The sequence below is a fragment of the Thermogutta terrifontis genome, from assembly GCF_002277955.1.
Classification (GTDB): Bacteria; Planctomycetota; Planctomycetia; order Pirellulales; family Thermoguttaceae; genus Thermogutta; species Thermogutta terrifontis.
Map to the genome: position 1 here is coordinate 3,430,950 of NZ_CP018477.1, position 23,360 is coordinate 3,454,309.

At 56.5% G+C, this 23,360-nt stretch carries 17 protein-coding genes and 2 tRNA genes; 9 read left to right on the plus strand and 10 right to left on the minus strand.

Features of this window, described 5'->3' with window-relative positions; genetic code table 11:
- Positions 1 to 66: 66 nt before the first annotated feature.
- Both THTE_RS12715 and THTE_RS12720 read left to right on the plus strand, forming a co-directional pair.
- Entirely contained in the window at positions 67 to 2,034 is a 1,968-nt protein-coding gene (locus tag THTE_RS12715) for a thioredoxin family protein (protein ID WP_157732074.1), read from the plus strand.
- Between the two features lie 355 nt (positions 2,035 to 2,389).
- Positions 2,390 to 2,460: transfer RNA gene (locus THTE_RS12720), tRNA-Gln, on the plus strand.
- A gap of 608 nt (positions 2,461 to 3,068) precedes the next feature.
- Here THTE_RS12720 and THTE_RS18715 read toward each other — a convergent pair.
- Both THTE_RS18715 and THTE_RS12730 read right to left on the minus strand, forming a co-directional pair.
- On the minus strand, positions 3,069 to 3,515 hold the full coding sequence (locus THTE_RS18715) for an RHS repeat domain-containing protein (RefSeq protein WP_095415786.1): 447 nt from the start codon (positions 3,513 to 3,515) through the stop codon (positions 3,069 to 3,071).
- 45 nt (positions 3,516 to 3,560) lie between these two features.
- The gene (locus tag THTE_RS12730; protein WP_095415787.1) at positions 3,561 to 3,968 is read right to left on the minus strand and encodes a hypothetical protein; all 408 of its coding nucleotides are present in this window, start codon (positions 3,966 to 3,968) and stop codon (positions 3,561 to 3,563) included.
- A gap of 654 nt (positions 3,969 to 4,622) precedes the next feature.
- Between THTE_RS12730 and THTE_RS12740 the strand changes: the two genes are divergently transcribed.
- On the plus strand, positions 4,623 to 5,207 hold the full coding sequence (locus THTE_RS12740) for a helix-turn-helix domain-containing protein (protein ID WP_095415788.1): 585 nt from the start codon (positions 4,623 to 4,625) through the stop codon (positions 5,205 to 5,207).
- A gap of 25 nt (positions 5,208 to 5,232) precedes the next feature.
- Here THTE_RS12740 and THTE_RS12745 read toward each other — a convergent pair whose 3' ends face one another.
- The 3 genes from THTE_RS12745 to THTE_RS12755 form a co-directional block, all read right to left on the minus strand.
- Positions 5,233 to 5,412: a hypothetical protein gene (locus tag THTE_RS12745; RefSeq protein ID WP_095415789.1), complete on the minus strand. Its 180-nt coding sequence runs from the start codon at positions 5,410 to 5,412 to the stop codon at positions 5,233 to 5,235.
- A 128-nt stretch (positions 5,413 to 5,540) separates the two neighbouring features.
- Positions 5,541 to 5,623, minus strand: a tRNA-Ser gene (locus THTE_RS12750).
- Positions 5,624 to 5,785: 162 nt separating this feature from the next.
- Positions 5,786 to 7,615: a hypothetical protein gene (locus THTE_RS12755; protein WP_095415790.1), complete on the minus strand. Its 1,830-nt coding sequence runs from the start codon at positions 7,613 to 7,615 to the stop codon at positions 5,786 to 5,788.
- Between the two features lie 293 nt (positions 7,616 to 7,908).
- Here THTE_RS12755 and THTE_RS12760 point away from each other — a divergent pair, with 293 nt between their 5' ends.
- Positions 7,909 to 8,337: a hypothetical protein gene (locus THTE_RS12760; RefSeq protein WP_095415791.1), complete on the plus strand. Its 429-nt coding sequence runs from the start codon at positions 7,909 to 7,911 to the stop codon at positions 8,335 to 8,337.
- A 210-nt stretch (positions 8,338 to 8,547) separates the two neighbouring features.
- Here THTE_RS12760 and THTE_RS12765 read toward each other — a convergent pair whose 3' ends face one another.
- A complete protein-coding gene (locus tag THTE_RS12765) occupies positions 8,548 to 9,792 on the minus strand; it encodes an HD-GYP domain-containing protein (protein WP_095415792.1) in 1,245 nt (414 codons plus the stop codon).
- A 700-nt stretch (positions 9,793 to 10,492) separates the two neighbouring features.
- Here THTE_RS12765 and THTE_RS12770 point away from each other — a divergent pair.
- Entirely contained in the window at positions 10,493 to 11,896 is a 1,404-nt protein-coding gene (locus tag THTE_RS12770) for an undecaprenyl-phosphate glucose phosphotransferase (RefSeq protein ID WP_095415793.1), read from the plus strand.
- 129 nt (positions 11,897 to 12,025) lie between these two features.
- A complete protein-coding gene (locus THTE_RS12775; RefSeq protein WP_168175858.1) occupies positions 12,026 to 13,180 on the plus strand; it encodes a glycosyltransferase family 4 protein in 1,155 nt (384 codons plus the stop codon).
- 7 nt (positions 13,181 to 13,187) lie between these two features.
- On the opposite strand, the gene THTE_RS12780 is transcribed toward THTE_RS12775, so the two are convergent.
- The 4 genes from THTE_RS12780 to THTE_RS12795 form a co-directional block, all read right to left on the minus strand.
- The gene (locus THTE_RS12780) at positions 13,188 to 14,108 is read right to left on the minus strand and encodes a glycosylasparaginase (RefSeq protein ID WP_095415795.1); all 921 of its coding nucleotides are present in this window, start codon (positions 14,106 to 14,108) and stop codon (positions 13,188 to 13,190) included.
- Between the two features lie 394 nt (positions 14,109 to 14,502).
- Positions 14,503 to 16,437: an ATP-binding protein gene (locus THTE_RS12785; protein ID WP_168175859.1), complete on the minus strand. Its 1,935-nt coding sequence runs from the start codon at positions 16,435 to 16,437 to the stop codon at positions 14,503 to 14,505.
- Between the two features lie 173 nt (positions 16,438 to 16,610).
- Positions 16,611 to 17,204, minus strand: coding sequence for a TOL_0243 family YfiR-like periplasmic protein (locus THTE_RS12790; protein WP_095415797.1), 594 nt, complete (start codon positions 17,202 to 17,204; stop codon positions 16,611 to 16,613).
- Positions 17,205 to 17,229: 25 nt separating this feature from the next.
- Positions 17,230 to 19,467, minus strand: a complete 2,238-nt coding sequence (locus tag THTE_RS12795; protein WP_095415798.1) for a TonB-dependent receptor plug domain-containing protein — start codon at positions 19,465 to 19,467, stop codon at positions 17,230 to 17,232.
- Between the two features lie 402 nt (positions 19,468 to 19,869).
- Here THTE_RS12795 and gatC point away from each other — a divergent pair, with 402 nt between their 5' ends.
- From gatC to gatB, 3 genes are all read left to right on the plus strand, one after another.
- Complete coding sequence (gene gatC / locus THTE_RS12800) at positions 19,870 to 20,163, plus strand: Asp-tRNA(Asn)/Glu-tRNA(Gln) amidotransferase subunit GatC (protein ID WP_095415799.1); 294 nt, start codon at positions 19,870 to 19,872, stop codon at positions 20,161 to 20,163.
- 42 nt (positions 20,164 to 20,205) lie between these two features.
- Positions 20,206 to 21,783, plus strand: coding sequence for an amidase (locus THTE_RS12805; RefSeq protein ID WP_095415800.1), 1,578 nt, complete (start codon positions 20,206 to 20,208; stop codon positions 21,781 to 21,783).
- A gap of 84 nt (positions 21,784 to 21,867) precedes the next feature.
- Positions 21,868 to 23,349, plus strand: coding sequence for an Asp-tRNA(Asn)/Glu-tRNA(Gln) amidotransferase subunit GatB (gatB, locus tag THTE_RS12810; RefSeq protein ID WP_237260141.1), 1,482 nt, complete (start codon positions 21,868 to 21,870; stop codon positions 23,347 to 23,349).
- Positions 23,350 to 23,360 lie beyond the last annotated feature (11 nt).

Genomic DNA, 23,360 nt, shown 5'->3' on the forward strand with positions numbered 1-23,360 from the left:
GGGCAGACCCGGCGTGCAATCGGGTCAGGCAGTGTTGACGTTGCCGTTTTCTTGGGAGTGTGTCCCATGCGAAAGATCGGCCTTTGGGCAATGGTTTGCGTGATGGCAGTGCTCTGGTGGGGGACGCCGGTCCGCGCCCAAAATCCGCAGAGTATCTGGTTCGAGGACCTTAATGCCGCCCGCCGGGTTGCTGCCGAGACAAATCGGCTGGTCCTCATCCATTTTTGGGCGGAATGGTGTCGGCCGTGCCGACAGATGGAAGCTGAGGTTTTCTCTCGCCCCGAGGTCCTCTCTGCCATTGCGACCTCCTATGTGGCGGTGAAAGTGAATTTCGATCAAAACCCGGTCCTTGCGCGACAGCTCAACGTGGAGTCGATCCCCACCGATGTGATCATCACCCCACAGGGCGAGATCATCGCGAAGTCCGTGGGCGGGGTGTCCGCTCCTCGGTATGTCGAACGACTCAATGAAGTCGCCAGCCAATGGCAACAGCGACAGGCTCTGGTCGCGCGAATGGCTGGTCCACCCCCTGGAAGTTTTGGACCGAGCAATCAGCTCAACGGCCCCGACGCAACCCTTCCTGTGCGACCTCCCATAGCCGGTCCAGCGCCTGCCTGGTCTCCTGCCGCTAGGGTGACCGCCCCGGGAATGCCCGAATCGGTGGGCCCGCAGCCGGGAGCGGAGAACCGCATGCCCCTTGCCCCCGGATACAATCCGACACTGGCCGCCCAAGCTCCCTCGAACTTCACCCAGCAGCCTCCAATGGTCGCAAATCCATCGCCGCAAGTTGCCCCGCCGGCTCCGTCGCCCACGATAGATACCAGCCAGGCTTGGATGACTCAAAATTCGTCAGGTCCTGGCTCACCCTGGCCTGCCTCGACGCCGGTTGGCGAGATGAATGCTCCTGCGTTAAACGGGGGTTCCGTGAATCCGTATTTGCCATCCAACACACCTTACTCACCGACAACAGGGGCTCCGTCCTACGCTGCCCAATCGCCGGTTCCAACCGCACCAGGTGCTCTCGCACCGTCTGAGGCTCTCAGACCTAATTCCCCCGCTTTGAACAGTTTCGCGGGATCGAATGGTGGTCCCGGCTCCACGGCTCCACCCTCAGCGAATCCCCCAGCCGCCACGCCAGAAACTTTTCTCGCTGCCCGCCCATCCTCAGGAAATGAAGGCCGTCAAACGGACATTGGATCTACCGGTTCACCGTCTTCACCGGTTGCCATTCCGCCGGGCAATCCACCGCTCGCGCTGGATGGATATTGTCCGGTCAGCCTTACGGACAAACACCGCTGGGTCCTCGGTAACCGTCGCTGGGGCGCACGACATGAAGGTCGAACCTACCTCTTTGCCGGCCCCGAGGAGCAGCAGAAGTTCCTTGCCAATCCCGATCGCTACGCGCCGGTCCTTTCCGGCTACGACGTGGTGAAACTTGTCGAGGGCACACAACTGGTGGAAGGTCGTCGTGAACACGGCGCGTGGTTCGGCGGCCGAGTTTACCTGTTCAGCGACGAAGAGTCTTTCCAGAAATTCAGTGCCGACCCCTACCGCTATATCAATGCACTCCCCCAGGCGGTGGCACGACTTTCCCAGAAGGCGGGAACTGCACCCGCGGGCAACAGTTTTCTCCCGTCGGCTGCGCCGAAATCGTTTGGCCAGTCGCCGCTCAGTTTCGGCAACCAACTGGCTCCCGCCACGGAGTCACCGCAAACTGAGAACCGACAAGGTATCGCCCCCGCCGTGGGCTCCACGAGCAACACGGGACCAGCGCCCGGCGCATCGCTGCCCCCATCGCAAGTCTCGCCCAATAGCTATTCCCAAATACCGGGTGCAGGATTGCCGGCCGCGACCTCGGCCCAGCCCGGCCCCCAAATCCAGGTCGGCCTTCCAGACAGGGTGATGAATAACCTCCCTAGTCGCGTGGTGGGACCGACAACTCAGCCCTATCCCCCTATCGCGACCCGACCTACTACGGAGTCTCAAACACCCGGCTTTGGTGCACCGCATTACGGCATGCCAGGGCGGTACTGAGCTCGCGAGCCCTCTCCTCCCGGCCGATGCAAACCTTCTGAAGTTGTAGAGACAATTCACGAACTGCCCCGAGCAAACTGATCCTGACCGGTAAAAGGGATTATCCCACAGTGAAATGCGGAGATGACGCGCAGGTCCCACGCGTTGAACCTCACTTGCGTCCAAGGCCTTGTCGAACGGTGCGCCCCTTTCGGCGGCCGGACAAACACGGGATAAGTCGGACGGAGCCTCGGCTTGCCTCCTGCCCAAGTGAACGCTAAAAATGAATTAGACTCGCTCAATAGGGGAGAGAATGTCCATAGACGCACGGACGACGCGAGAGACCCATCGATTTTGATTCGTCGAAACTAGGCACTACCCGGTGGTGTAACGGTAACACAAGGGACTTTGGCTCCCTAATTCCAGGTTCGAATCCTGGCCGGGTAGCTGACTATTGGGGGCAGAGTCGCACGGGGAGCGCTTGCAGTCAGCACAGCCGAGTCGAATTGGCGGGCAAATCCTTCTGCGTCTTGCAGCTTGTTTTTAATCTTTCCTCTGCGTCCGAGCGTGGTCGTTTCCCCTCGCCGCTCGTTTAACTCGGCGATTTGAAAAAGCCCAGCCAGTCAAGGCGAGCCGGCTACAGCGCCAACGGCGAATCTAATCATTTTTCTGGAATCGCCTAACGACAAGCCGCGCATGCCATCTTGACGAGGCTTTTTTGGCAATCGTCACCAAGTCGCTGGGGAACTGGCCTGTCAGTAGCACTCGAGCACTGCATGGCCCCACCGACCCGATCAACGACCCGGCACGCCGTTGAAATCCCAGCCGCCCCCAAGAGGACAATGGCGCAGGCCCAGAAACCGCCGGTCGGTCAGCACAAAAAGCGCGTCAGAAAATCGCCACCACAGATTGCAATATAGAGAAGATCGAATCACAAGGCCTGTCCCATTGCACCGTTGTGCAACTCGGTACATGTCGTAACTTATGATGACAACATCACCTAATACCACAACGCAGGATTGTGAGAGCGGCCCAGCAACTTGTGTCCATAGCACTCACGTCAGCACAACAAGCGGTGAGTGCATTGTGGCGTCTGGGTAATTCTGCGCTGTAGTATTAAAATGCGCGAAACTGTTCAACTGGGAAGGGGTGCTAGCACAAATGGTCACTTCCTTGCCAACGTTGCGATTGGGACAGCTAATGTCACAGATTTGGGCGACGAGATCTGCCTCGGCCTTTAGCCGCATAGAGTCGTACAAGCCAATGGCTCCAAGTAATAGCAGCACACCACGCCAATTCTTCAACTGAATGTTGTACTTTCGCTGGATACGCTGACACGCTAAGCCAGCGGGATCCACGAGGGTCGTCACGGTTTGGAACACATACCGATACAAATCCCCGTCACCTCCGGCGAAGCCGATCGGGTCTTCGCTCAGCCAGCGGCCGACGCGGGCATCGTACCAGCGGTTGAGGTTGTTTTGCAGTTGGGTGTCACTATCGATCGGTCTACCCGTGACTAATAATCGACTGTTACTGACAAATAATGATCAGTTCTTAAAGAAGAAAACATTCCCTGTCGCCGCGTTGGTCTCCGACGTTACCTGGCCGAAGGCATCGTAGATGAGGTGGTTGACCACGGTGGTCGCCCCCTTGCCTCCGCCGAATCGGGGTTGTCCAGCCTTGGGTCCACGCTGCCAAGCGTTTGTGGGCCGAAGCTGACAATATCCCGGATTGTGCCTAGCGGAAATGTCCCGAACGGTATTCAGTTGGTCCGTCCAGTGTGCCGTTAACGCGTTTACGTGATCCGTCAGCGTCCACTGTACCGTTTCGTTACTGACGTTGTCAACATTTTCCTCGGTGCCGGAGAGAGCGTGGCCGAGCCGCTGGGTGAGAGGCGGAATCCACCGCTGGGCCCCGTAAACACAGCCGTCCGGACGTGCCACTTCCTTTCGCATCGGCGAACTTCCACCTTAAAGGTGGCGAAATGTGCAACCAAAGAGTAGGCGGCTATTTAAAGGGTGGCAGAAAATGCGGCACAGCAGGTTGCCGTACCGTGTGACAAGATAGTGAAACCCGCACACAGGGTGGCAAGATAGTGAAAAGTGAATCGCAAGCCCTATTCAATTGCGATGTTATGCAACCCCGTGCGAGTCGTAACTTATTGCTACAACATAACTTAGCGGAGGGCACGGGACTCGAACCCGCAACCCCTTTCGGGGCACCACATCTCCAGTGTGGTGAATCTTGGGCCTAAATTGGCGAATCGACCTGATGCCCACGGCTGGGGCACGATGAATGATTGGTTGCGGCCGCCCATGATGTGACCTCAAAGTGGTCCTGGCCAGGGAAAAAGCAAAGGTGCTGTTGACACGTGTCAACTCCGGACATAGGATTGCTTGGGTGATGAGGCCCCACCACCCCAATAAACATATCGAAAAGGCCATCCAGTACGCGGAATCCTGTGGCTGGCGCTGTGAGAAGCGATCAGGCCACGCTTGGGGTGTCCTGTTATGTCCCCATGAGGGACGATCCGGTTGTCGGATCTGGATTTGGAGTACTCCACGGGTTCCGGAGAATCACGCGCGCCAGATTTGTCGGGAGGTAGATTTATGTCCGCACCAAAAAAGGGATTGAGGCGGCGAAAAGACCCGCAGTTTGAATTTTCCGTTCTATTGGAGCCGTTAGCTGACGAAGATTTAGATACACTGGCCGAGCGCCTTTACACGGCCGGTTGCGATGACGCCACTCTGGCAGTTCGGAATGGCTGGCCTGTGCTGACGTTTTGCCGGAAGAGCGATTCTCTGGAAAGTGCCGTTTTGAGTGCGCTCGGGCAGTTGCGATCGATGGGCCTGAAACCCCTGCGTGTCGATCACTGTGATCTGGTGACTCAAGCAGAAATTGCCCGTCGGATAGGACGCAGCCGGCAAATTGTGAGTCAGTACATCAAGGGCCAGCGGGGGCCGGGAGGCTTTCCACCTCCAGCATGTGATTTCGGCAATTGCGGTGGTTTGCTTTGGTATTGGTGTGAAGTGGCAAATTGGCTGCATGAGCACAATCTTTTGCCGGAGGAGAAACGAGAAGAGGCACTGTTCCTAGATGCCGTCAACATGAAGCTCCACGCGAAGTGGCTGGAGAAAGCCCAGCCGGAACTGGTCAATCGCATCGAGTTGCAGTTACAGCGTGCCAAGCCGTGACAAGCCAAGCCATACGACCCCCGTCTTATCTCTTCTTTTCTTCCGGCGGGTCGCCTTTATCCTCCAGCCCGTGTGCTTTTTGGTATCGCTGGATCTCAGCCACATGGCGGACTAACTCGAGCATGCGCTCTCGGGGGATACCCTCGAAGCCCTGTTCTTGCCCCTTGCGGTCGTTCTCTTGGGGCTGTTTCTTTTCTTCTGACATGATTCACCACACGGCATGGCAACAGAAGCATCGCGGTAAGTGTTACATGCCCCGCACTAAACACGACACCGCTTAAATAGGCCGCTGTCCAGACGGAGCAGTTGCCTTCAGACCGGGCACCTGCCAAGCGGAGGGCACGGGACTCGAACCCGCAACCCCTTTCGGGGCACCACATCTCCAGTGTGGCTGCTCACCAATTCGCATACCCTCCGAACGTCGGGGCGAGCGCTTCCCGACTCGCCATTTAATATTATACGTTTGCCGCATTTCTCCGCGAAGACCACCCGTGAATTACCTGGGTAGAGGGCTGTAACGGGGACCAGGCGGCGGAATCGGTGGAGGGCTGTGCCGAAGGCTTGCGTCCGCAAGGCACTCATGGCCAGCGGAGCTCCACAATCGTCCACAGATCCACCGCCGGTACGTTCAATTCCACATGCTCGGCATTCGCACGAACCTCAACGCTACCGGACTGCTCGGAGAAGCTGCGGACCGTTCCCAACTGAGAGTTCGCCGGCGGGCCCGGCAGAATAGCTCTGTCGAGGGTGATGACGACGTTCTGGACTGGTGTCACCGCATCGCGGGCAGGGTCGTACTGGCGGTTGACCAGATGAACCGCAAGCCGCTTCTCCCGCAAATGGCGGCGACCAGTGACAAAGAGCTGTTTCTCGGGGCTTAGGCGGATCCAGCGATCGGCCAGCGCCACCGCGTCCTGGGGCGATTTCCACCGCACGAGCTTTTTCTGAACAGAAGGGCTTGACAGAACCTGCTCCAGGTCTGCCGACGGGGCCAGATTCTGAGGAATGACAATCGCTGCATACTGGGCCAAGTCGAATTCACGGAGGTTGTAGCCCGGCAACCAGTCGTCGCCCTGAACGACGATCGTAAAAGGCACATTGAGTTCGGCGAGAGCCGTACAGATCGGCTCAATCTGCCCCTTCCCTTGTCGCTGGGAGTGGCTGTCGTAAACAACGGCGACTTTGGCGATGGACTCAAAGTCGTCAAGAATTTCGGCATTGGAACGGGCAAACCGATAGAGGGGGGCATATTCTTCCACCGGTCCAGAATACCAGTGGGTCCCTTTTTCCCGGGTGTAACACCACTGGCGGTGGGGCGCCATAAAGTTGTGGCCGAAGGCATACGAAAGGGCGATCCACGTGCGGACCAACCCGGGAAGGTTGTTGGCGGCCACATCGGCCCAGTCACCGCCGCTGGCCGTGGACGTAACGGGTCGGTCGAGGCCATCGGCAAGTTTGTACACGTAGATCGGATGAAGCGGCACCTGACGCTTCCCCGCCTGGTGGTCCACTTCACAGCAGAAGTAGTCCACGTAGGGGGTAATTGCAAGGTTTATGGGACCCACCAGGCTGGAATTGACGGCAAGGGGCATATGGGAGCCTTTCCATTCGTTAGCCTTCTCGCGGAATTCCGCCACAAACTGCGTGGCGGATTTGACCTGAAAATCCAGAACTTCGGTAGCCAGCGGGAGTTGGGCCCGTTGTGTGTGGTACTTCTCCGGGGTAATGCCCTGCTCGATCAAATACTGGTGGTAGTCGAATTTGCTGAGGTCGCCCAGCTTGAGTTCCTCTAACCGCTCTTGCGAGAGCTTGCGCTTGAGATACTCACGAAAGCCCGACATGCAACTGGGGCAAAAACACGCGTCCAACCAGGTGACGGCACCGGCTGTGCCTGTGTAATCATCGATATGAAGCGCATCTGCCCCGGAAGCAATCACTTGCCGCAGTCGGGAATAGAGGTATTCCCGATAAAGGGGACTGTTAGTGCAGAACCACCACGCGGGCTGTTCTTTATGTTTGTGATCCCACAGCCAGGGGACGATGAATGGCTCTCCTGCGAAATTTCGGCAGGTGGCTTCCATGAACTGGGGAGTGAAGTCAATCATCCGGGCAAATTCCGTTCGGAACCCGATGCTTACCGCGAAGAGACGCACCCCACGCTGGTGAGCCAGCCGGATGCGATCGGGAGATTGACTGCCTGCCCAGCCCAGGGCGGTACATCCGTAGGGCTCGTACATGTCTGGATTGTCGTACATAAAAACGACGTCAGAATGCTTGATCGCTCGGACCGGTGAGTGCCTTCCCTCGGCCAGCGTGGAAGCAGTCAGACTGGTTTCGCCGAAAGCCTGCGAAGACCGAAGTACACTGATCGCCACAACTGACAAGACAAGCCAAATTCGCCGATTCATCGTGAGGCCCCCTAAAGTGGCTTGAAACAACGGCTCCTTTTTCGACGGAAGTTTCGCGAATCTCTCGACGGGAGCCGATCCGCCTTGGACAGCGGACCTTTTGAGTTGTGAGTGCCAATATAGCCCCCATTCTTGGCATGCACAACGTGTGCGTGTTGTCTGGAAAAAGTTTAACGATTTTTCGGAGTTTGCCGGATAAGTTGGCCGATTAATACAAAACGGACGGTTACGGCCCAGGGTGCTTGCTTGGCTCGCCCGCTACCAGGGAAAAGGCTCAATTTGGGAAAGAAAAAATGACTCCGAAAAATATCAAAATTGCAACTGTGAGTGGCTTTGTGGTCTGCGCAATCGGCTTGGTTTTTTCTGCCGGATGTTGTGCCACATGCTACCACCGCAGTGGTCCTTTGGTTGGGATGGCCCGACCAGGAGCGGTTTATCCGGAGGAAGAGCCGGGCGTCTATCATTCCGGGCCACTCGCGGGATTGTTCCACCTGTTGGGCATTGGACGGGGATATCCCTGTGACGGGTGTGGCCCACGTTACTGGGGCGATTGGGGCGGGGAACGGGCGGGGTGTGAGGCGTGCGATGAATACGGGCAGTGGATCGGGCCACCCGTCCATCATCCAGTCGCTCGTCCCAGGGCCCTTGAACAACCCCCGTGTGAAGAATGTCAGAAAACCAATCAACCGGAGGTTGTTCCCCCGGCACCAGCGCAAGACTGACAGGAGCGCCGGATGAATTTGTGGAAATAGCGTCGGGCCAAAATCATCAGCCGCGTGGAGCCGCGCTTGGTTGGACATCGAGCTCGTCGCTCATTTTCCATACACGGCGTTTGCGCCTGCGAATCAGTCCACTGACCAGGTCAGGCAGAGGTGCCGGCTGAAGACCGCGGCCATTGCCAATCGATAGATTCACGATCGTTAAGCCGCCAGTCAGAACGGAACAGCTTGCTGGGCCATAGGAGCTGTGTCCGTTGTGATCGACGGGGCATTAACACCTCTAAACTCGGCGAAAGATTGCTGCAGCTTTTCCGCGGGAATTTGTTGCCAGTAAGGTTCGCCCACCGCGGAGATGTCTTTCCAGCGACGTTCGAAGGCCGCCACGACGTCAGGATCGAATTGGGTTCCCGCTTCCCGCAAGATGATGCTCTTTGCCACGTCGGGGTCAATGGCTTTTTTGTAAATCCGGGGAGACGTCAACGCGTCAAAGACATCGGCGACCGTGACCACGCGGGCGGCGAGGGGAATCGACTTTCCCGCCAATCCGTCGGGATAACCGGTTCCGTCGAACCGTTCGTGGTGGGACCGAGCGATTTCTGCCGCCCTGGCAAGGAACGATCCTGCCGGGTTCTTCTGGAGCGCTTCCCGCAGGGCCTGGTACCCGATGACCGTGTGCTGCTTCATCACCTCGAATTCCTGAGGTGTGAGGCGTCCCGGCTTGAGAAGGATCGAATCGGGGATGCCCACCTTTCCAATGTCGTGCAGTGGAGCGCAACGGAAGATTTCCTCGGCGAATCGGGAGGGGATGTCTTCTTTAACTGTAAAACCGATGGACAATTCTTCGGCGATGATGCGAGAATACCAGCGCATCCGTTCCAAATGTTCGCCGGTCTCGGGATCGCGGGACTCGGCAAGTTTGGCCAGAGCGAAAATGGTAAGGTCGCGGACTTCAATGATCTCCTGAAAACGCGTTTCTGCGAGTATTTCCAGTTCCCGGTTGATACGCTGAATTTCCGCGTTCAGGGTCCAGACTCGTTCCACGGCGGCACGCAGTCGCTCTTGTGATCGCAACTGGGCCCTAAGTTTCAGGCGTAGGCACTCACAGGTTACCGGCAGCTTTATGAAGTCGTCCGCCTCGGATTCCCACAATTGCTCGGGTGATGGAAGCGTATCGAGTTCACCAACGATAATGACCAGAGTGAACGGGCCGATTGGACCAGTTTTGATTTGCCGAGACAACGCAAGAGATTTCTCGGAGGCGGGCAAAAGAACAACATCCGAATTGGATTGGACGATCGTGTTAAGTTTTACTTCCTGGATTGATTGAACCACGACCTCAAATTCGTCTTCCAACCCCTTGGCGAGGGACGAAAGTTCCCCGCTTGGCCCGCTTGCAACAAAAATCTTGAACCTGGCGGAAGGCTGCCTGCCATCGGTTTCCCAGGGAATCTCGGCCATGCTCTTCACCTCAAAAAGCAGGACTTTGACCTTGCGGAATGCACCCTGACGGCGGACAGATTGGAGCTCTGCTGGGCCCCATTCTTGGCGAATACCGGAGTCGCCTTGGCTCCATTTAACCTGATTCCCGTACTCCTGCAGTTATTTACACCGGGAATGTGTTCACACCTGCTGCTGGGTTGTTTGACCCATCATTGGGTTGCTGCGCCGATTTTCATCCGGGAATAACTGACAAAGCGCCTTGGTAAGCAAATTGACGGACACTCGACGGGCACGCTGCCCGGCACGTTCTCTCGTCTAAACGCCGACCTGCACTACAAAAACCTAACATCTTGAGAGCTTCTGAGGGCATTCCGGCGGATAAAAAAACTCCGCGAGGGCGCTGCTGTATCGCTACAACTTGAGCAAACAGCAGTCAACGTATCCTCGCTTATCAAATAAATGAACTTGCCGTGAATTAACAAAGAAAAGGATCTTGCCGATTTGTCAGAATATTCCGTAAAAAGGAGCAAACGTCAGTGGTCCGCGAAACTTTCGACCGGAGAGGTGAATAACGACAGCGTCTTTCTTTAAAAGTGCCAAAGCTTGTTCTATTATTCTGCAGGGTAGCAAAGAATCTCGCCTTTTTTAACCGTCACACGGACTTGGACGTGTTGCAGACCGGTCTTCGAACGTCCGACCCTGCGAGGATTGCCCAACCATGACTACAGCACGGCGCATCCATCAATATTGGTCCGTTCGCGAATTGTTCTATCGGCTTCTGGATGGAATTGCAATTGTTGCTGGATTGTGGGGTGCGGTTGCCTTACAGCGTGATTTTGGACAGTCGGATTTTCTCGCTGCCGTGCTGACCGTCCTGGTCTTCCACTTTGTGGCGGAGATCACGGGGCTTTATCGCAATTGGCGCGGCATCTCGCTGGAGCGCGAATTGTGGTGTGCGGTATCAACCTGGTTGTTCACGCTGCCTGGCTTTCTAACGCTGGGGTTCGTTCTAGGTGACTGGTGGAATCTTTCCCGGGACACTGTCGCCCTGTGGGCTTTACTGACGGCAGCCGTTGTCGTGGTCAACCGTGGGTTGGTTCGCGGGGTGCTCAGCGTTCTTCGGGCAAAGGGATACAACACGCGGTATTATGCTGTGGTGGGAATCAACGAACTTGCGTTCCGGCTCGTTGAAGCACTGGAAAATGCGCCCGATTTGGGACTCAAGCTCCTGGGGTTCTATGACGATCGGCCTGAAGAACGCACGGGTGCAATTCCTCCCGAGATGGGACATAAATTAGGCAATATTCAAGAGTTGGTTGAACATGCCCGGCAACACCGGGTGGATATGATTTACATCACTTTCCCCATGCGGGCCGAGGAGCGTATTCGCGGCATATTGTCGCAACTGGCGGACACCACGGCCTCCGTGTATATCGTCCCGGATTTCTTTGTTTTTCAATTGCTTCATTCGCGGTGGACGAATATCGGCGGCCTGCCCGTTGTCAGCGTCTATGAAAATCCGTTTTATGGGATTGATGGTTTTGTAAAACGGGCCATGGACGTCGTGCTGGCATCGGCTCTCCTGATCCTTTTTGCGCCCCTGATGATAGTGATTGCGATACTCATCAAAGCGACATCTCCGGGCCCGGTGTTCTTTCGGCAACGCCGATATGGCCTGGATGGACGGGAGATCCGTGTGTGGAAGTTTCGCACGATGACAGTGACCGAGGATGGGGATCAGGTGCAGCAGGCGAAGAAAAACGACCCGCGAGTGACGAAAATCGGCGCGATTCTGCGGCGAACATCGCTGGATGAGTTGCCGCAACTGTTTAATGTGTTGCGGGGGGAGATGTCTCTGGTCGGCCCACGTCCCCACGCGACTGCCCATAACGAGGAATATCGGCGCATTATCCAGGGCTATATGCTCCGACACAAGGTGAAGCCCGGCCTGACTGGGCTCGCCCAGGTCCATGGATGTCGGGGCGAAACTGAAACTGTTGAGAAAATGCAAAAAAGAGTGGAATGGGATTTGCAATATATTCGCGAGTGGTCGCTGTGGATGGACATTAAAATTCTATTCCAAACGATATTTGTCGTTCTAAAAGGAGAAAATGCCTACTAAGCGCTGATGTGCGTTTAACGCAGGATCGTGTGAGTGCATAGGGATCAGCTCGTGGAAACTGTATCTGAAATATCAGCCATAGATGGGCTCAACCGGCCATGCCTTGACGGAGGTTACGGGGCAGCGATAGTGCCGTCACCTGGTGGTGATGGAGAGAAGAAACAAAAAGTATTGAAAGTCCTTCACGTCGTTAATGGCGAATACTATTCCGGCGCGGAACGCGTTCAGGATAATCTGGCGCTGGGGTTGGCCCAATTTGGGTACGGGGTGGTCTTTGCCTGTGTCAAGGATGGGAGGTTTGCGGAGACTCGCCGCTCGAAAAACGTGCCCTTATACCGCATTCCGATGCCGGAACTGGGGTGGCGAAAGTCGATCGATCGGCTGATCAGGGTGTGTGCGCAAGAGAACATCGCGCTCTTGCATGCCCACACGCCGCGGACGGCCGTGCTTTGCGCGGGAGTGCATCGGCGGACAAGACTTCCCTGGGTGTACCATGCGCACAGCCCGACGCTGTGGGATAGTAAGCGGTATCTCAAAAACATCGTCGTTGGGCTGGTTGATTGGTGGGCCGCGCGACAGGCCGACCGGATTATTGCTGTGTCGGAAAGTCTCCGCAGGTACTGGGTTCGCCTCGGGATCCCGGCGCGGCGTGTGGTTACAGTCCCCAACGGCGTTGCAGCGTGGGAATCTCTCACGGTGAGAAAGCCTCCTGAAGGGTCTTGGGTGTTGGGGACCATGGCACTTTTCCGCCCCAGAAAAGGTGTCGAGATTCTCCTCAAAGCGATACAGGGCCTCAGTTCGAGCGGTTATCGGCTTCGGGTGCTTGCAGTAGGGCCATTTGAAAGCGAACAGTACGAACGGCACCTCAAAGAGATGACACACCGCCTGGGACTTGACGAAATTGTGACGTGGACCGGTTTCGTCGAGAATACTCAGGAGATGCTGCTGGCCATGGACTTGTTCGTTCTGCCCAGCCTTTTCGGTGAGGGGATGCCCATGGTCCTGCTTGAGGCCATGGCTGCAGGCCTTCCCGTCGTGGCGTCCGCAGTGGAGGGAGTACCCGAGATTATTCGCGATGGTTGTGAAGGTTTGCTCGTTCGCCCGGGTTCTTCTTCGGCCCTTGCGAGTGCAATTGCACGGTTTCTGGACGGTGCTGTGGATTGGGAGAGCATGCGCCGTGCGGCCTACGAGCGCCAGCGAGACCGATTCTCGTTGGAAAGTATGGCGGCGGGCGTGGCGGCGGTTTATGGGGAGCTTTCCCAACCTGCTAGGATGCCAGAGTGAGAACGTTTCAGTCGCCCTTCATCAGAACCAAGTGGGGTTCCGTAAGCGTTTCGACTGTGGCTGAGCGCACGGCCACCTGAAAGCCCTTCCGCAGACAGCCAGCACTCCACGCACCGTCGCAACGAAGCGCGATGAACGCTGCTTGCTGCCGAGGATCGGGCCGACACTGGCGGTTGATTCGTTCCAGGGCTGCTTTGATTGCCTCGGCGGGACTTGCACCTCTTCGCATTTCCTCCACGATCAGGAATGTGCCACAGACACGCATGATGAGTTCGCCGTGCCCTGTGCCCACGGCGCCACCCACCTCGGGATCCACGTACAGGCCATGACCGACAAGCGGTGAGTCGCCCACTCGTCCCGGCAATTTGAAAGGCAGGCCGCTGGTCGAACAACCACCCGCAATATGACCTGCGGCATCGAGAGCAAGAACCCCGATGGTGTCGTGTGGCTCTTCGCCGGGCGAGTTGTCGCGCAAGAGTTTTTCATTAGAGCTTGATCCGTGTTCCTGCTTCCAGCGTTCCCAGGCTTCGCGTGCCTCTTGAGTAAGGAGCGTACGTTGGGAAAATCCCTCCGCAGCAGCGAAGGCCTCGGCACCTGGTCCCACAAGAAGGACGTGGGGCGTTTTTTCCATCACCCGTCTGGCGATAGAAATGGCAGGCAAATAATGTCGGAGACACGCCACGGCACCACACCGGTGAGGACCGGCCATGATTAAGGCGTCAAGGGTCACCTCTCCTGAGGCGTCTGGATAACCGCCAAAACCGACGCTCGTCACGGAGGGGTCTTCTTCCACGGCCCGACAACCGGCCTCCGCGGCGTCCAGGGCGTTCCCACCCTCACTGAGAACCGCCCAACCTGCGCGGTTGGCTATTCGGCCAAAATGCCACGTGCTGAGGATCAGCGGTGGTTGGATAACGGGGATTTCCATAGGTTAAAAGTACAGCACGTGTTACGGGATCTCTGCCTTCAAGTCGGGGTAATTGGCACTCTGTCAAGATTTTCCATCTTGGAAAGTGGCGAAAGAGAGTTCAAGAGGAGCCGTTGCTGACCCCGTCCCCATTTTTGCGCAAACGCGAGAGATGGCACGGGCGAAACGTGTTGTAAGGGCAATTCAGAAATTGTCCTTACCGTCCGTTTATTCGGAGGGGCACGCTTGTCGTGCCCAACCTAAGGCAATACATGACTCAACGCTGGAAAGCGCACGCGACAAGCTGGTGCCTCCGAGCTGACTCTCACTCCCACGCGAACCCTTCTGGTTGTTTGCGACCCCGTCGGCAGAGAAAAAGCGGGGATGAGTCAGGAGCCGTTGGAGGCGACATCATTTAGCGGGTTTCCGAAAGAGATGCTGCCTTTGGCCTGGGGGTGTCTCGGTAGACGGCGACATAGCGGGCGACGGTCTCGACCAGTGTTTTTTTGTCCACCGGCTTGGACAGGTAATCATCGCACCCCGCTGCCAGGCACGTTTCCCGGTCGCCGACCATAGCGTGAGCCGTCAGTGCGATGATCGGGATGCGACACCCCCGACTGCGAAGCTCTCGGGCAGCAGTGTATCCGTCAACAATGGGCATCTGCATATCCATTAAAATGCATTCGAATGGTCTACCCTGACACTCCGCAAGCTCGACCATGCGGAGGGCTTCTTCTCCATTGGCAGCGACGGCTACTTCAAACCCCGCCTTGCGAAGAATAAAGCTGAGCAAACGCTGATTATCCGGTCCGTCTTCCGCCAGAAGAACGTGGCCATGGACTGCTGGTACTGAGTCTTTATTCTGGCTTTGAGTATCGGGTTGTGCCTGGGGCGTCCAGGTGGTGATCATGGGAATTCCCTCGAGGGGACCGGGATCGACAGTGAGTACAAAGGTGCTTCCCTGACCAAGCGTACTGGAAACCGAAATATCGCCGCCTAACAGATGAGCGAGTTTTCGGCTGATCGTCAGGCCCAGGCCTGTTCCGCCGTGTCGTCGGGCGAGGGACTCTTCGCCCTGGACAAACGCTTCGAAAATCCGTTCTCGATCGGATTCAGGAATTCCCGGCCCGGTGTCCACAACGGCAAAGCACATCTGACGTTTATTCTCTCCATCCCGCATATAAAGTTTTAATGTTACTTTTCCCTGATCTGTAAACTTGACCGCGTTATTCATCAGATTGACAAGGATCTGTTTTAGTCGTATCGGATCAGTGTGAATTTGCTGGGGAATCGGGCCGGCCAGTTCCATTGCCAGGTCGATCTTTTTGGCGGCCGCTTTGACTTTCATGAGGGAGACCACGTCATGCGCGATCTCGACGGGATGGCACGGCTGACGCGCGACGGAGAACTTCCCCGACTCGATTTTTGACAGGTCCAGAATATCGTTGATCAGGTTGAGGAGATGTTCGCCATTCCGGCGGATAATGGCCAGATAAGTGGCACGCTGTTCGGGGGTGGTATCCGCGTCTGCGAGGAAATCGAGGTATCCCAGGATGGCCGACATGGGCGTGCGGATCTCGTGGCTCATGTTGGCCAGGAAGATGCTTTTGGCACGATTGGCAGCCTCGGCAGCATGACAGGCCTGTTGGAGTTGCTCCGTCCGTTCCCGCACCCGTTCTTCCAGTTTTTCGTTGGTTTCCCGGAGTGCAGCCTCGGCTTGCTCGATGTGTCCCAGCATGGTGTTGAACTGGTGAGCCAATTGACCCAGCTCATCCTGAGAACTCACGTTGACTCGCATGGAATAATCGCCGGTCCGCGTGATCTCTTCCATGGTTTTTTGAAGCCGTGTGACATGCATCAGGAGGGCCTGCTGGAAATACACCGTGACCCAGGCGGAGAACGCCCCTGCAAGAGCAAACACCCCAACCATTACGGAAAGGTAGAGAGCGATATTCTGCCACGCACTGCGGAGAGAGGCTTCCAAAACCACGTGGCCGGCGAGACGGTTGCGATGCACAATGGGCACAAGAATGGTGAGTTGGCTGAGTGGTGAACTGCTTCGGGTTTTTAGATCAGACAGATTGCCGGGAAGGGGTTGAAGCTTGGTTGTAAGAGTGGGAGAAAGGGAGGCCACGAATAAACGACCGTTGCCGTCGTAAATGGCTGCGCGCATGACATCCCTTTTACAGAAGGTGCTTTGTAAAAGTTCTGCCGCGGTTTCCCGGTCTTCGAACTCCACGGCGGCCGAGGCGTTTGCGGCAATCACACTGGCCAGTGCGCGGAGTTGCGAGGCCTCATGATGGAGCGTCAGATGGACCTGGAGCCCGATTACAGCGAGACTCACAATCACAAACGCGCTTCCCAGCGCGGCAGCGAAGATCAGCCGGAGCTTCGTGCGAAGGGGCCGATCCAGAAACCACTGCAGATTTTTCCGCCGCAGTGGAAGGCCATGATACGTGAATGACTTGACGAGTCGCGCGAAAATGCTGGTGATTCCCGAGGCAAGCCGACAGGGTAAACGGGTTATCTGACGAGCCGGGCTATTTGAATGAGTTTGGAACTGATCTTCAGACCCTGAACCTGCGCCTGTGAGGCATTGATCTCCAGACGGACCTTGTTGTCCACGATGACGAAATTGATCGTACCACCCCATTCGAGAAATCCCTCGGTTTCACCGACTAAGAGAATGCCTTTAACGGGGATGGCCCGTAAGATATTCCGTTGCTTTTCCGGTGGTATGCCTCTAGGAAAGTATAGAATATGACAATGCGGAACCGGATCATCGGGATTGACTATCCGGAGCTGTATCGTGCGGGGAGTCGCGTCACTCTGAATGGCCTGGCGGAGGTAGGGACTGATCGGATCAGGCTGATAAAGGCCGATGATGAGGGGGGCATTCGGATCATTGGCGAGATCGGGCCATTCGATATATCGAGCAAAATTTATTAGAAATGCGGCCTTTATCAGATATTCACGGTTGATCACTTCTTGCGAAAAAACCGATCCTGATGCGGTTAGAAGCAAAAACACCGCAACCCACGCGCGATCGTGCAGGAATATCGCGCCCCGTTGGAAGATTGTTTGCGGTTGACAATGCCGCACGCGGATCGGATACATCAGGTCTTCACCAGCCAATTCCCGCTCAATAGCGCAACGTGAAGCCGCCGTATATCTCGCTTTGAACTTCCGTACCGACGATGGCAAGGGAATCCTGGCGGGACCATTCCCGATGGGCGCCGTCGAACAGGTTCCGTCCCACCACGTATACTTCCGCACATTTGGACAGCTGTCGTGCCAGGCGAATATCTCCTACCAGGTAGCGAGGTACGTTGGGACTATCGACATTGTCAACATAACGCAGGATCACGTCTGTTTGCCATTTCTGCCAGGGCTGCCCCATCAGCCAAATAAAATAAATGTTCCGTGGCGTTCCTCCTTCCTCCGCTGCCGGGATGACATTTGGCGCTGGCTCAATATTCAGCCTGATAAAACTATAACCCCCGCGCACCGACCAGGTCTCGCTGAGTTCCCAGGAACCCGACCATTCGAACCCATACGTTTGCGCCCTGACCCCGTTGGTCCAGGTGACGGGAACAATTACGGCAGGCCAGCCGCCGGGGGTGGTCCCAGCCATCGGTGTTAAAGGCAGATAACCGCGCAAGTCGTCGTAATCGTTATAAAAGACGGACAGGTCCCAGTAGAACGTTTTAACCGGCTGCCGGCGCAGGCCAATTTCGTAACTGAGAAGGCTTTCGCTTTTAAAGTGGGGATTTCCCTGAACAACGGCGAATTGCGGCAGCGGGCCGGGCAAAATGTCGTAGAGAAGGACCAACTCGAGATCAGAGTCAGCGCGCGAGGGACTTCGCACCGCGCGAGAGATGGCCCCCCAAAAGGCCGTTCTAGGGTTTGGTTGCCAGACAACCCGCCCGGTGGGCTGGTATTCAAAACCAGAATAATCGTTATGTTCAAACTTTGACCCGACAAGGAAAAATAATCTCTCTTCGATGACTTCCATTTCATCCTGGATGAAGTAGCTGAAAAGATCATCGGCCCGCTTGGTTGGATTGAATCCCAGATACCAGGGCTGGGGATTCACGAAATCTTCGGTGTACCTGTATCCAAATCCCCATGTGAGAGCGTGGCGGTCTCCCAGTGGAAACGAGTGCTGGAAGTCGATGTCAAATATATCGCGGTCATCTGCATACAGGAATCCGGTGTTATGACGCTCGGTCCGGTCGTAATACATTTGGATTATCCAATTGGAGTCCTCATCCACGTGACGGGACCACCGCCACAGAATATTTCCGCCCTCGACGTGGACATCGTCGCGGAGCGTGACACGAAAGTCTGGCGGAAATGAGCCGGGGAGATGGACCCCCTCTCCAGAGTAGCCGTTGTAATAGTCACCTTGTAACGTGAGCAGATCATCCTGCGTGGGCGTGTGATCAATTCGGAATCCTGTCCGGGCCTGACGCCAGTCGTCCGGCTCGTTCTGGGAGAATGGGGAAGTTGGCGGGAGATAACCACCGTCTCTTTCGAACCATTTGCCATAAACGCGGAATGTAGTTTGATCGTTGAGCTTGCTGCCGTAACGAGCTTCGGCAAATCCCTTTTCTTCCGTACCCGCTCCCGTCTGGAAGAACGTGCCCTGCGTGTGGCTGGAGTTTTTCGTGATGATATTAACGACACCGTTGACAGCGTTGGCACCCCACACACTGGCGCCGGGACCACGAATCACTTCGATCCGCTCAATATCTTCCAGAAGAAGATCCTGGACATCCCAATACACCCCGGAGAAAAGAGGGGTGTAAACGGTGCGACCATCAATTTGAACGAGGAGCTTGTCGGCAAAGCGGTCGGTAAAGCCACGGCATGAAATGGCCCATTTGTTGGCGTCCATGCGGGCCACGTGGAAGCCAGGAACAAGTCGGAGAATATCAGGAAGGGTGCGCGCACCCGACCGGCGAATCATTTCGGATGTGATGACGTAGACCGCCGCGGGCGAACGCCCCACGTTGCTTTCCTGCCGCGTGACGGTCGTCACCTCCGTTTGAAAAGACGGTGCAATCACGTCGAGTTGCGTGAGTTGCTCCACATCCAGCTTCAAGATGTCATGAATGTCGTCCTGATTCTGGATCGTGGAAGGGGGGTTACTGAGACCTGGTAAACTCTCCGGGGCTGGAGAAGATGGGGCAGCAGCGCTTTCGAAAGAATCCCAATCGGCAACCGCCGTCTCTTGTGGCCAGCATGGACCCGATGCCAGGCTGCCCCATAAACTCGCCAGAGCGGCGACGGTGCACACGGCCCACGGCGAAAAGCTGCGACGAATCCACGGCGTGCTACTTGAACGACGTCCTGGGATTGAGGACAGAGTTACCATGGTCGCAGTTCCGCCCGCATTATTGGCTGATCCGTGCGCAAAACTCCGGCAATAGGTCCAGGAGAGCAGCGCTCTTGTGTCGCGGAGTCCTCTTCACAGATGCTGCTTCACAGATGCTGCGAGCGTCGCCCAGAGTGTGGCATCGTCAAGAACAGCTGGAAAGGTGAATAACTTTGGCTCAATCGCCAGAACTTGCCCAGATTCAAGTGACGAAGTGACATCGGGTGCTGAGATGTTGCCTCAGGGCCGTACCGGGGAGGTCACCCGTTGGCTGCGGTTCGCGGTATACTGGAGTGTTCTGATACCATCATGCGAGGTAGTCTGACCAAAGTAGAATTGGCGGGGATCTTACCCCCATGATGTGGACTCTTTTAGTGTGACGATCGATCCAGCGAGGGCACTATGAGCCTGACTCGCCAGGAAATTGAGAAAGTGGCACTTTTGGCGAGATTGATTCTCACCCCCGAGGAAGTGGACGAGATGACCGGACAGCTCGGGCGGGTGCTGGAATACATGGCTTTGTTGAACGAGGTCGATACGGAAGGTGTAGAACCGCTGGCCCATGCCGTGGAATTCGCCAACGTGTTTCGTGAAGATCGTGTGGAGAAAAGTCTGGATCGCGAAATAGCCCTGGCGAATGCCCCCCATCGAGATGACGAATGTTACCTCGTTCCGGCGGTTTTGGGCGACGTATGAGTTTTCAGGGATCCGTGTCTCGAGCAATTGTTCCGATCGGCGATGACGAGTCTCGACAGATTCCCGTTTGACAGGTGTGCCAGTGAACTCCTGGTGGCTCTCCGTGACGGGCACGTTACCTCAGAAGATTTGGTTCAGGCGGCGCTGGCCCAGATTGAAAAGTACGATCCACACGTGGGGGCATTCCTTGCGGTGCGGGGCGAGAAGGCGCTGGACCAGGCCAGGGAGATCGATCGTCGGCGAGCCCGAGGGGAGAAACTCGGCCTGCTGGCGGGAATTCCCGTGGCAGTCAAAGATAATCTCTGCATGGAGGGAGAGCCCACTACGTGCGCCTCGCGGATGCTGGCAAATTTTGTACCTCCCTATGATGCCACGGTGGTGGCAAGACTCAAAGCGGCAGATGCAGTCATCATTGGCAAGACCAACCTTGACGAATTTGCGATGGGCGGATCGACGGAAACGTCCGCCTTTCAGAAAACCCGCAATCCCTGGGATCTGGAGCGGATACCCGGTGGCTCGAGTGGGGGAGCGGCAGCCTGCGTGGCTGCCCGAATGGTGCCGCTGTCGGTGGGGAGTGACACGGGCGGTTCGATCCGACAACCAGCGGCCCTCTGCGGAGTAACGGGATTGAAACCCACCTACGGCCGGGTGAGTCGGTACGGTTTGGTAGCGTTCGCCAGCAGTCTCGATCAGATCGGGCCCTTGGCTCAATCGGTGGAAGACTGTGCTTTGCTGCTGGAGGTCCTGGCCGGTCACGACCCGCGGGATGCCACGTCAATTAACAGGCCGGTGCCGCCCTATCGTGAACTGGTCTCTCAACGGCCAGATGCCATCAAGATCGGCTATGTTCCGGAAATGCTCAGCGACGGTGTATCGCCTGACGTGGTGCGGACGATGGAAGAAACGCTCAACGTGTTTCGATCACTGGGAGCGGAAATCCGAGAGGTCGCGCTGCCCCACGCCCGATATGCCGTGGCCACCTACTACATCATCGCGTGCAGTGAGGCCTCCAGTAATCTTGCTCGGTATGACGGCGTGCATTACGGATATCGGACCGACGAAAAGGCCATGCTGGCGGAACTGGCCGAGGAACGCCGTCGGTTGCAGCAAGAGGGCAATCTGGCTGCGCTGGATGATCTCGACACGGCCCTGGTTCGGCTGTATCGGAAAACCCGGGCGGAAGGCTTTGGAGCGGAGGTCAAACGGCGGATCATGCTCGGGACTTACGCGCTGAGCGCCGGATATTATGACGCCTATTATCTCAAGGCACTCAAGGTCCGAAGGCTTATCCGTCAGGATTACGACCAGGCGTTTGAAAGGGTGGATATGATCCTCGGACCGGTGACACCGGCCCCGGCTTTCCGAATTGGCGAGAAAATCAACGATCCATTAGCGATGTACCTGTTCGACCTGTTCACGGTAAGTGCAAACCTCGCCGGGATTCCAGCCCTGGCCTTCCCAGCGGGGTTGAGCACAGAAGGACTGCCCATCGGAGTGCAGCTGCAGGGACCACCGCTTTCTGAAGAGCGATTACTGCAAATGGGGTATTTGTTTCAGCAGGTGACGGACTGGCATCGGCGTCGTCCACCATTGATCGAAAACGATCGACTCCTGTCCTGAAATCGTTGTCCGGCGACTTTGAATGAGCCGGTGCGCAACGTTGAGGCCAGATGGGATTGAGCAGGACTGAATGGCAAAGATCAGATGAGCATGGGCGAAAGACCCTACAAAATTGTGATCGGCTTGGAAGTCCACGTGCAGTTGCTCACGGAGAGCAAGCTTTTTTGTGGATGTTCCACGAAGTTCGGGGCCCCGCCGAACACACAGACCTGCCCTGTCTGTATCGGGATGCCGGGGGTTCTGCCGGTGATGAATCGTAAGGCGTTTGAACTCGCCGTGAAAACGGGGCTTGCGCTCAATGGCGAGATTGCTCGATTTAGTAAGTGGGACAGAAAAAATTACTACTATCCCGATTTGCCCAAGGGCTATCAGATCAGTCAGTACGATCTGCCGATCTGTCGAGGTGGTTACTTGGATATTCCCGCTGAGGACGGCGAGGGAACACGGCGGATCGGGATCATCCGCGTCCATCTCGAAGAAGACGCCGGCAAAAGCATGCATGACGAGAAAGCCGGTCGGGCGGACAGCCGAATCGATTTGAATCGGGCGGGTACGCCTCTTTTGGAAATCGTCACCAAACCTGATTTGCGTTCACCGACGGAGGCGAAAACGTTTCTCACGGAGCTGAAGTTGCTCCTTAACTATCTGGAAGTTTCGGACTGCAATATGCAGGAGGGAAGTTTGCGGGTGGATGCGAACATCAATCTCCACATTCCCACTGACGACGGCCAGTACGTTGCCACGCCGATCGTGGAAGTAAAAAACATGAACAGCTTTCGGGCGGTGGAGCGGGCCCTCACCTACGAAGCGCAGCGGCAGTACGAAGCCTTTCTGGAAACTGGGCACAAATTGGGAGATGTGCCCAAGCAGACCCGTGGCTGGGATGAAGACGCCCAAATTACACGACCTCAGCGATCCAAGGAAGAGTCCAGCGATTATCGATATTTTCCAGAGCCGGATCTGGTGCCGGTCACGATCACGGAGGAAGAATTGGAACGCATTCGTGCGACCCTCGGTGAATTGCCGGCGGAGATCCGACGCCGATTGCAAACAACCTACCAGATCACAGCCTACGACAGTGATGTGATCGTCAATCAGGGGCGGGCATTCGTGGACTACTACTGCCGTTTGGCGCAAGGATGCGGGGATGGGAAAATGGCTGCCAACTGGGTGCAGCAGGATGTGCTCCGCACGCTCAACGAGCGTCAATGGACAATTGCCCAGTTTCCTGTGAGTGCGGACAACCTCGCGGAGCTTCTTCGAAAGGTCCGCGGCGGTGAGTTGGACACCGCCAAGGCTCGAATGGTCTTTGCGGAGATGGTGGAACAATGTTGCTCCGCGGGGGAAGCCATCCAGCGACTGGGAATTGTGCAGGTGGACGAAGGCGAACTGCGACGGCTGTGTGAGGAACTTGTCGCCGCCAATCCCCGGGTGGTCGCGGAAGTAAAAGCGGGAAAAGATAAGGCGATCGGCAGCCTCGTCGGTCAGGCGAAAAAACGCAATCCGAATATCAACCCCGCTCGGGTGAAGGAAATCTGCCTCGAATTGATCCAGCGCCAGTCCTGAATGGCGCTGGT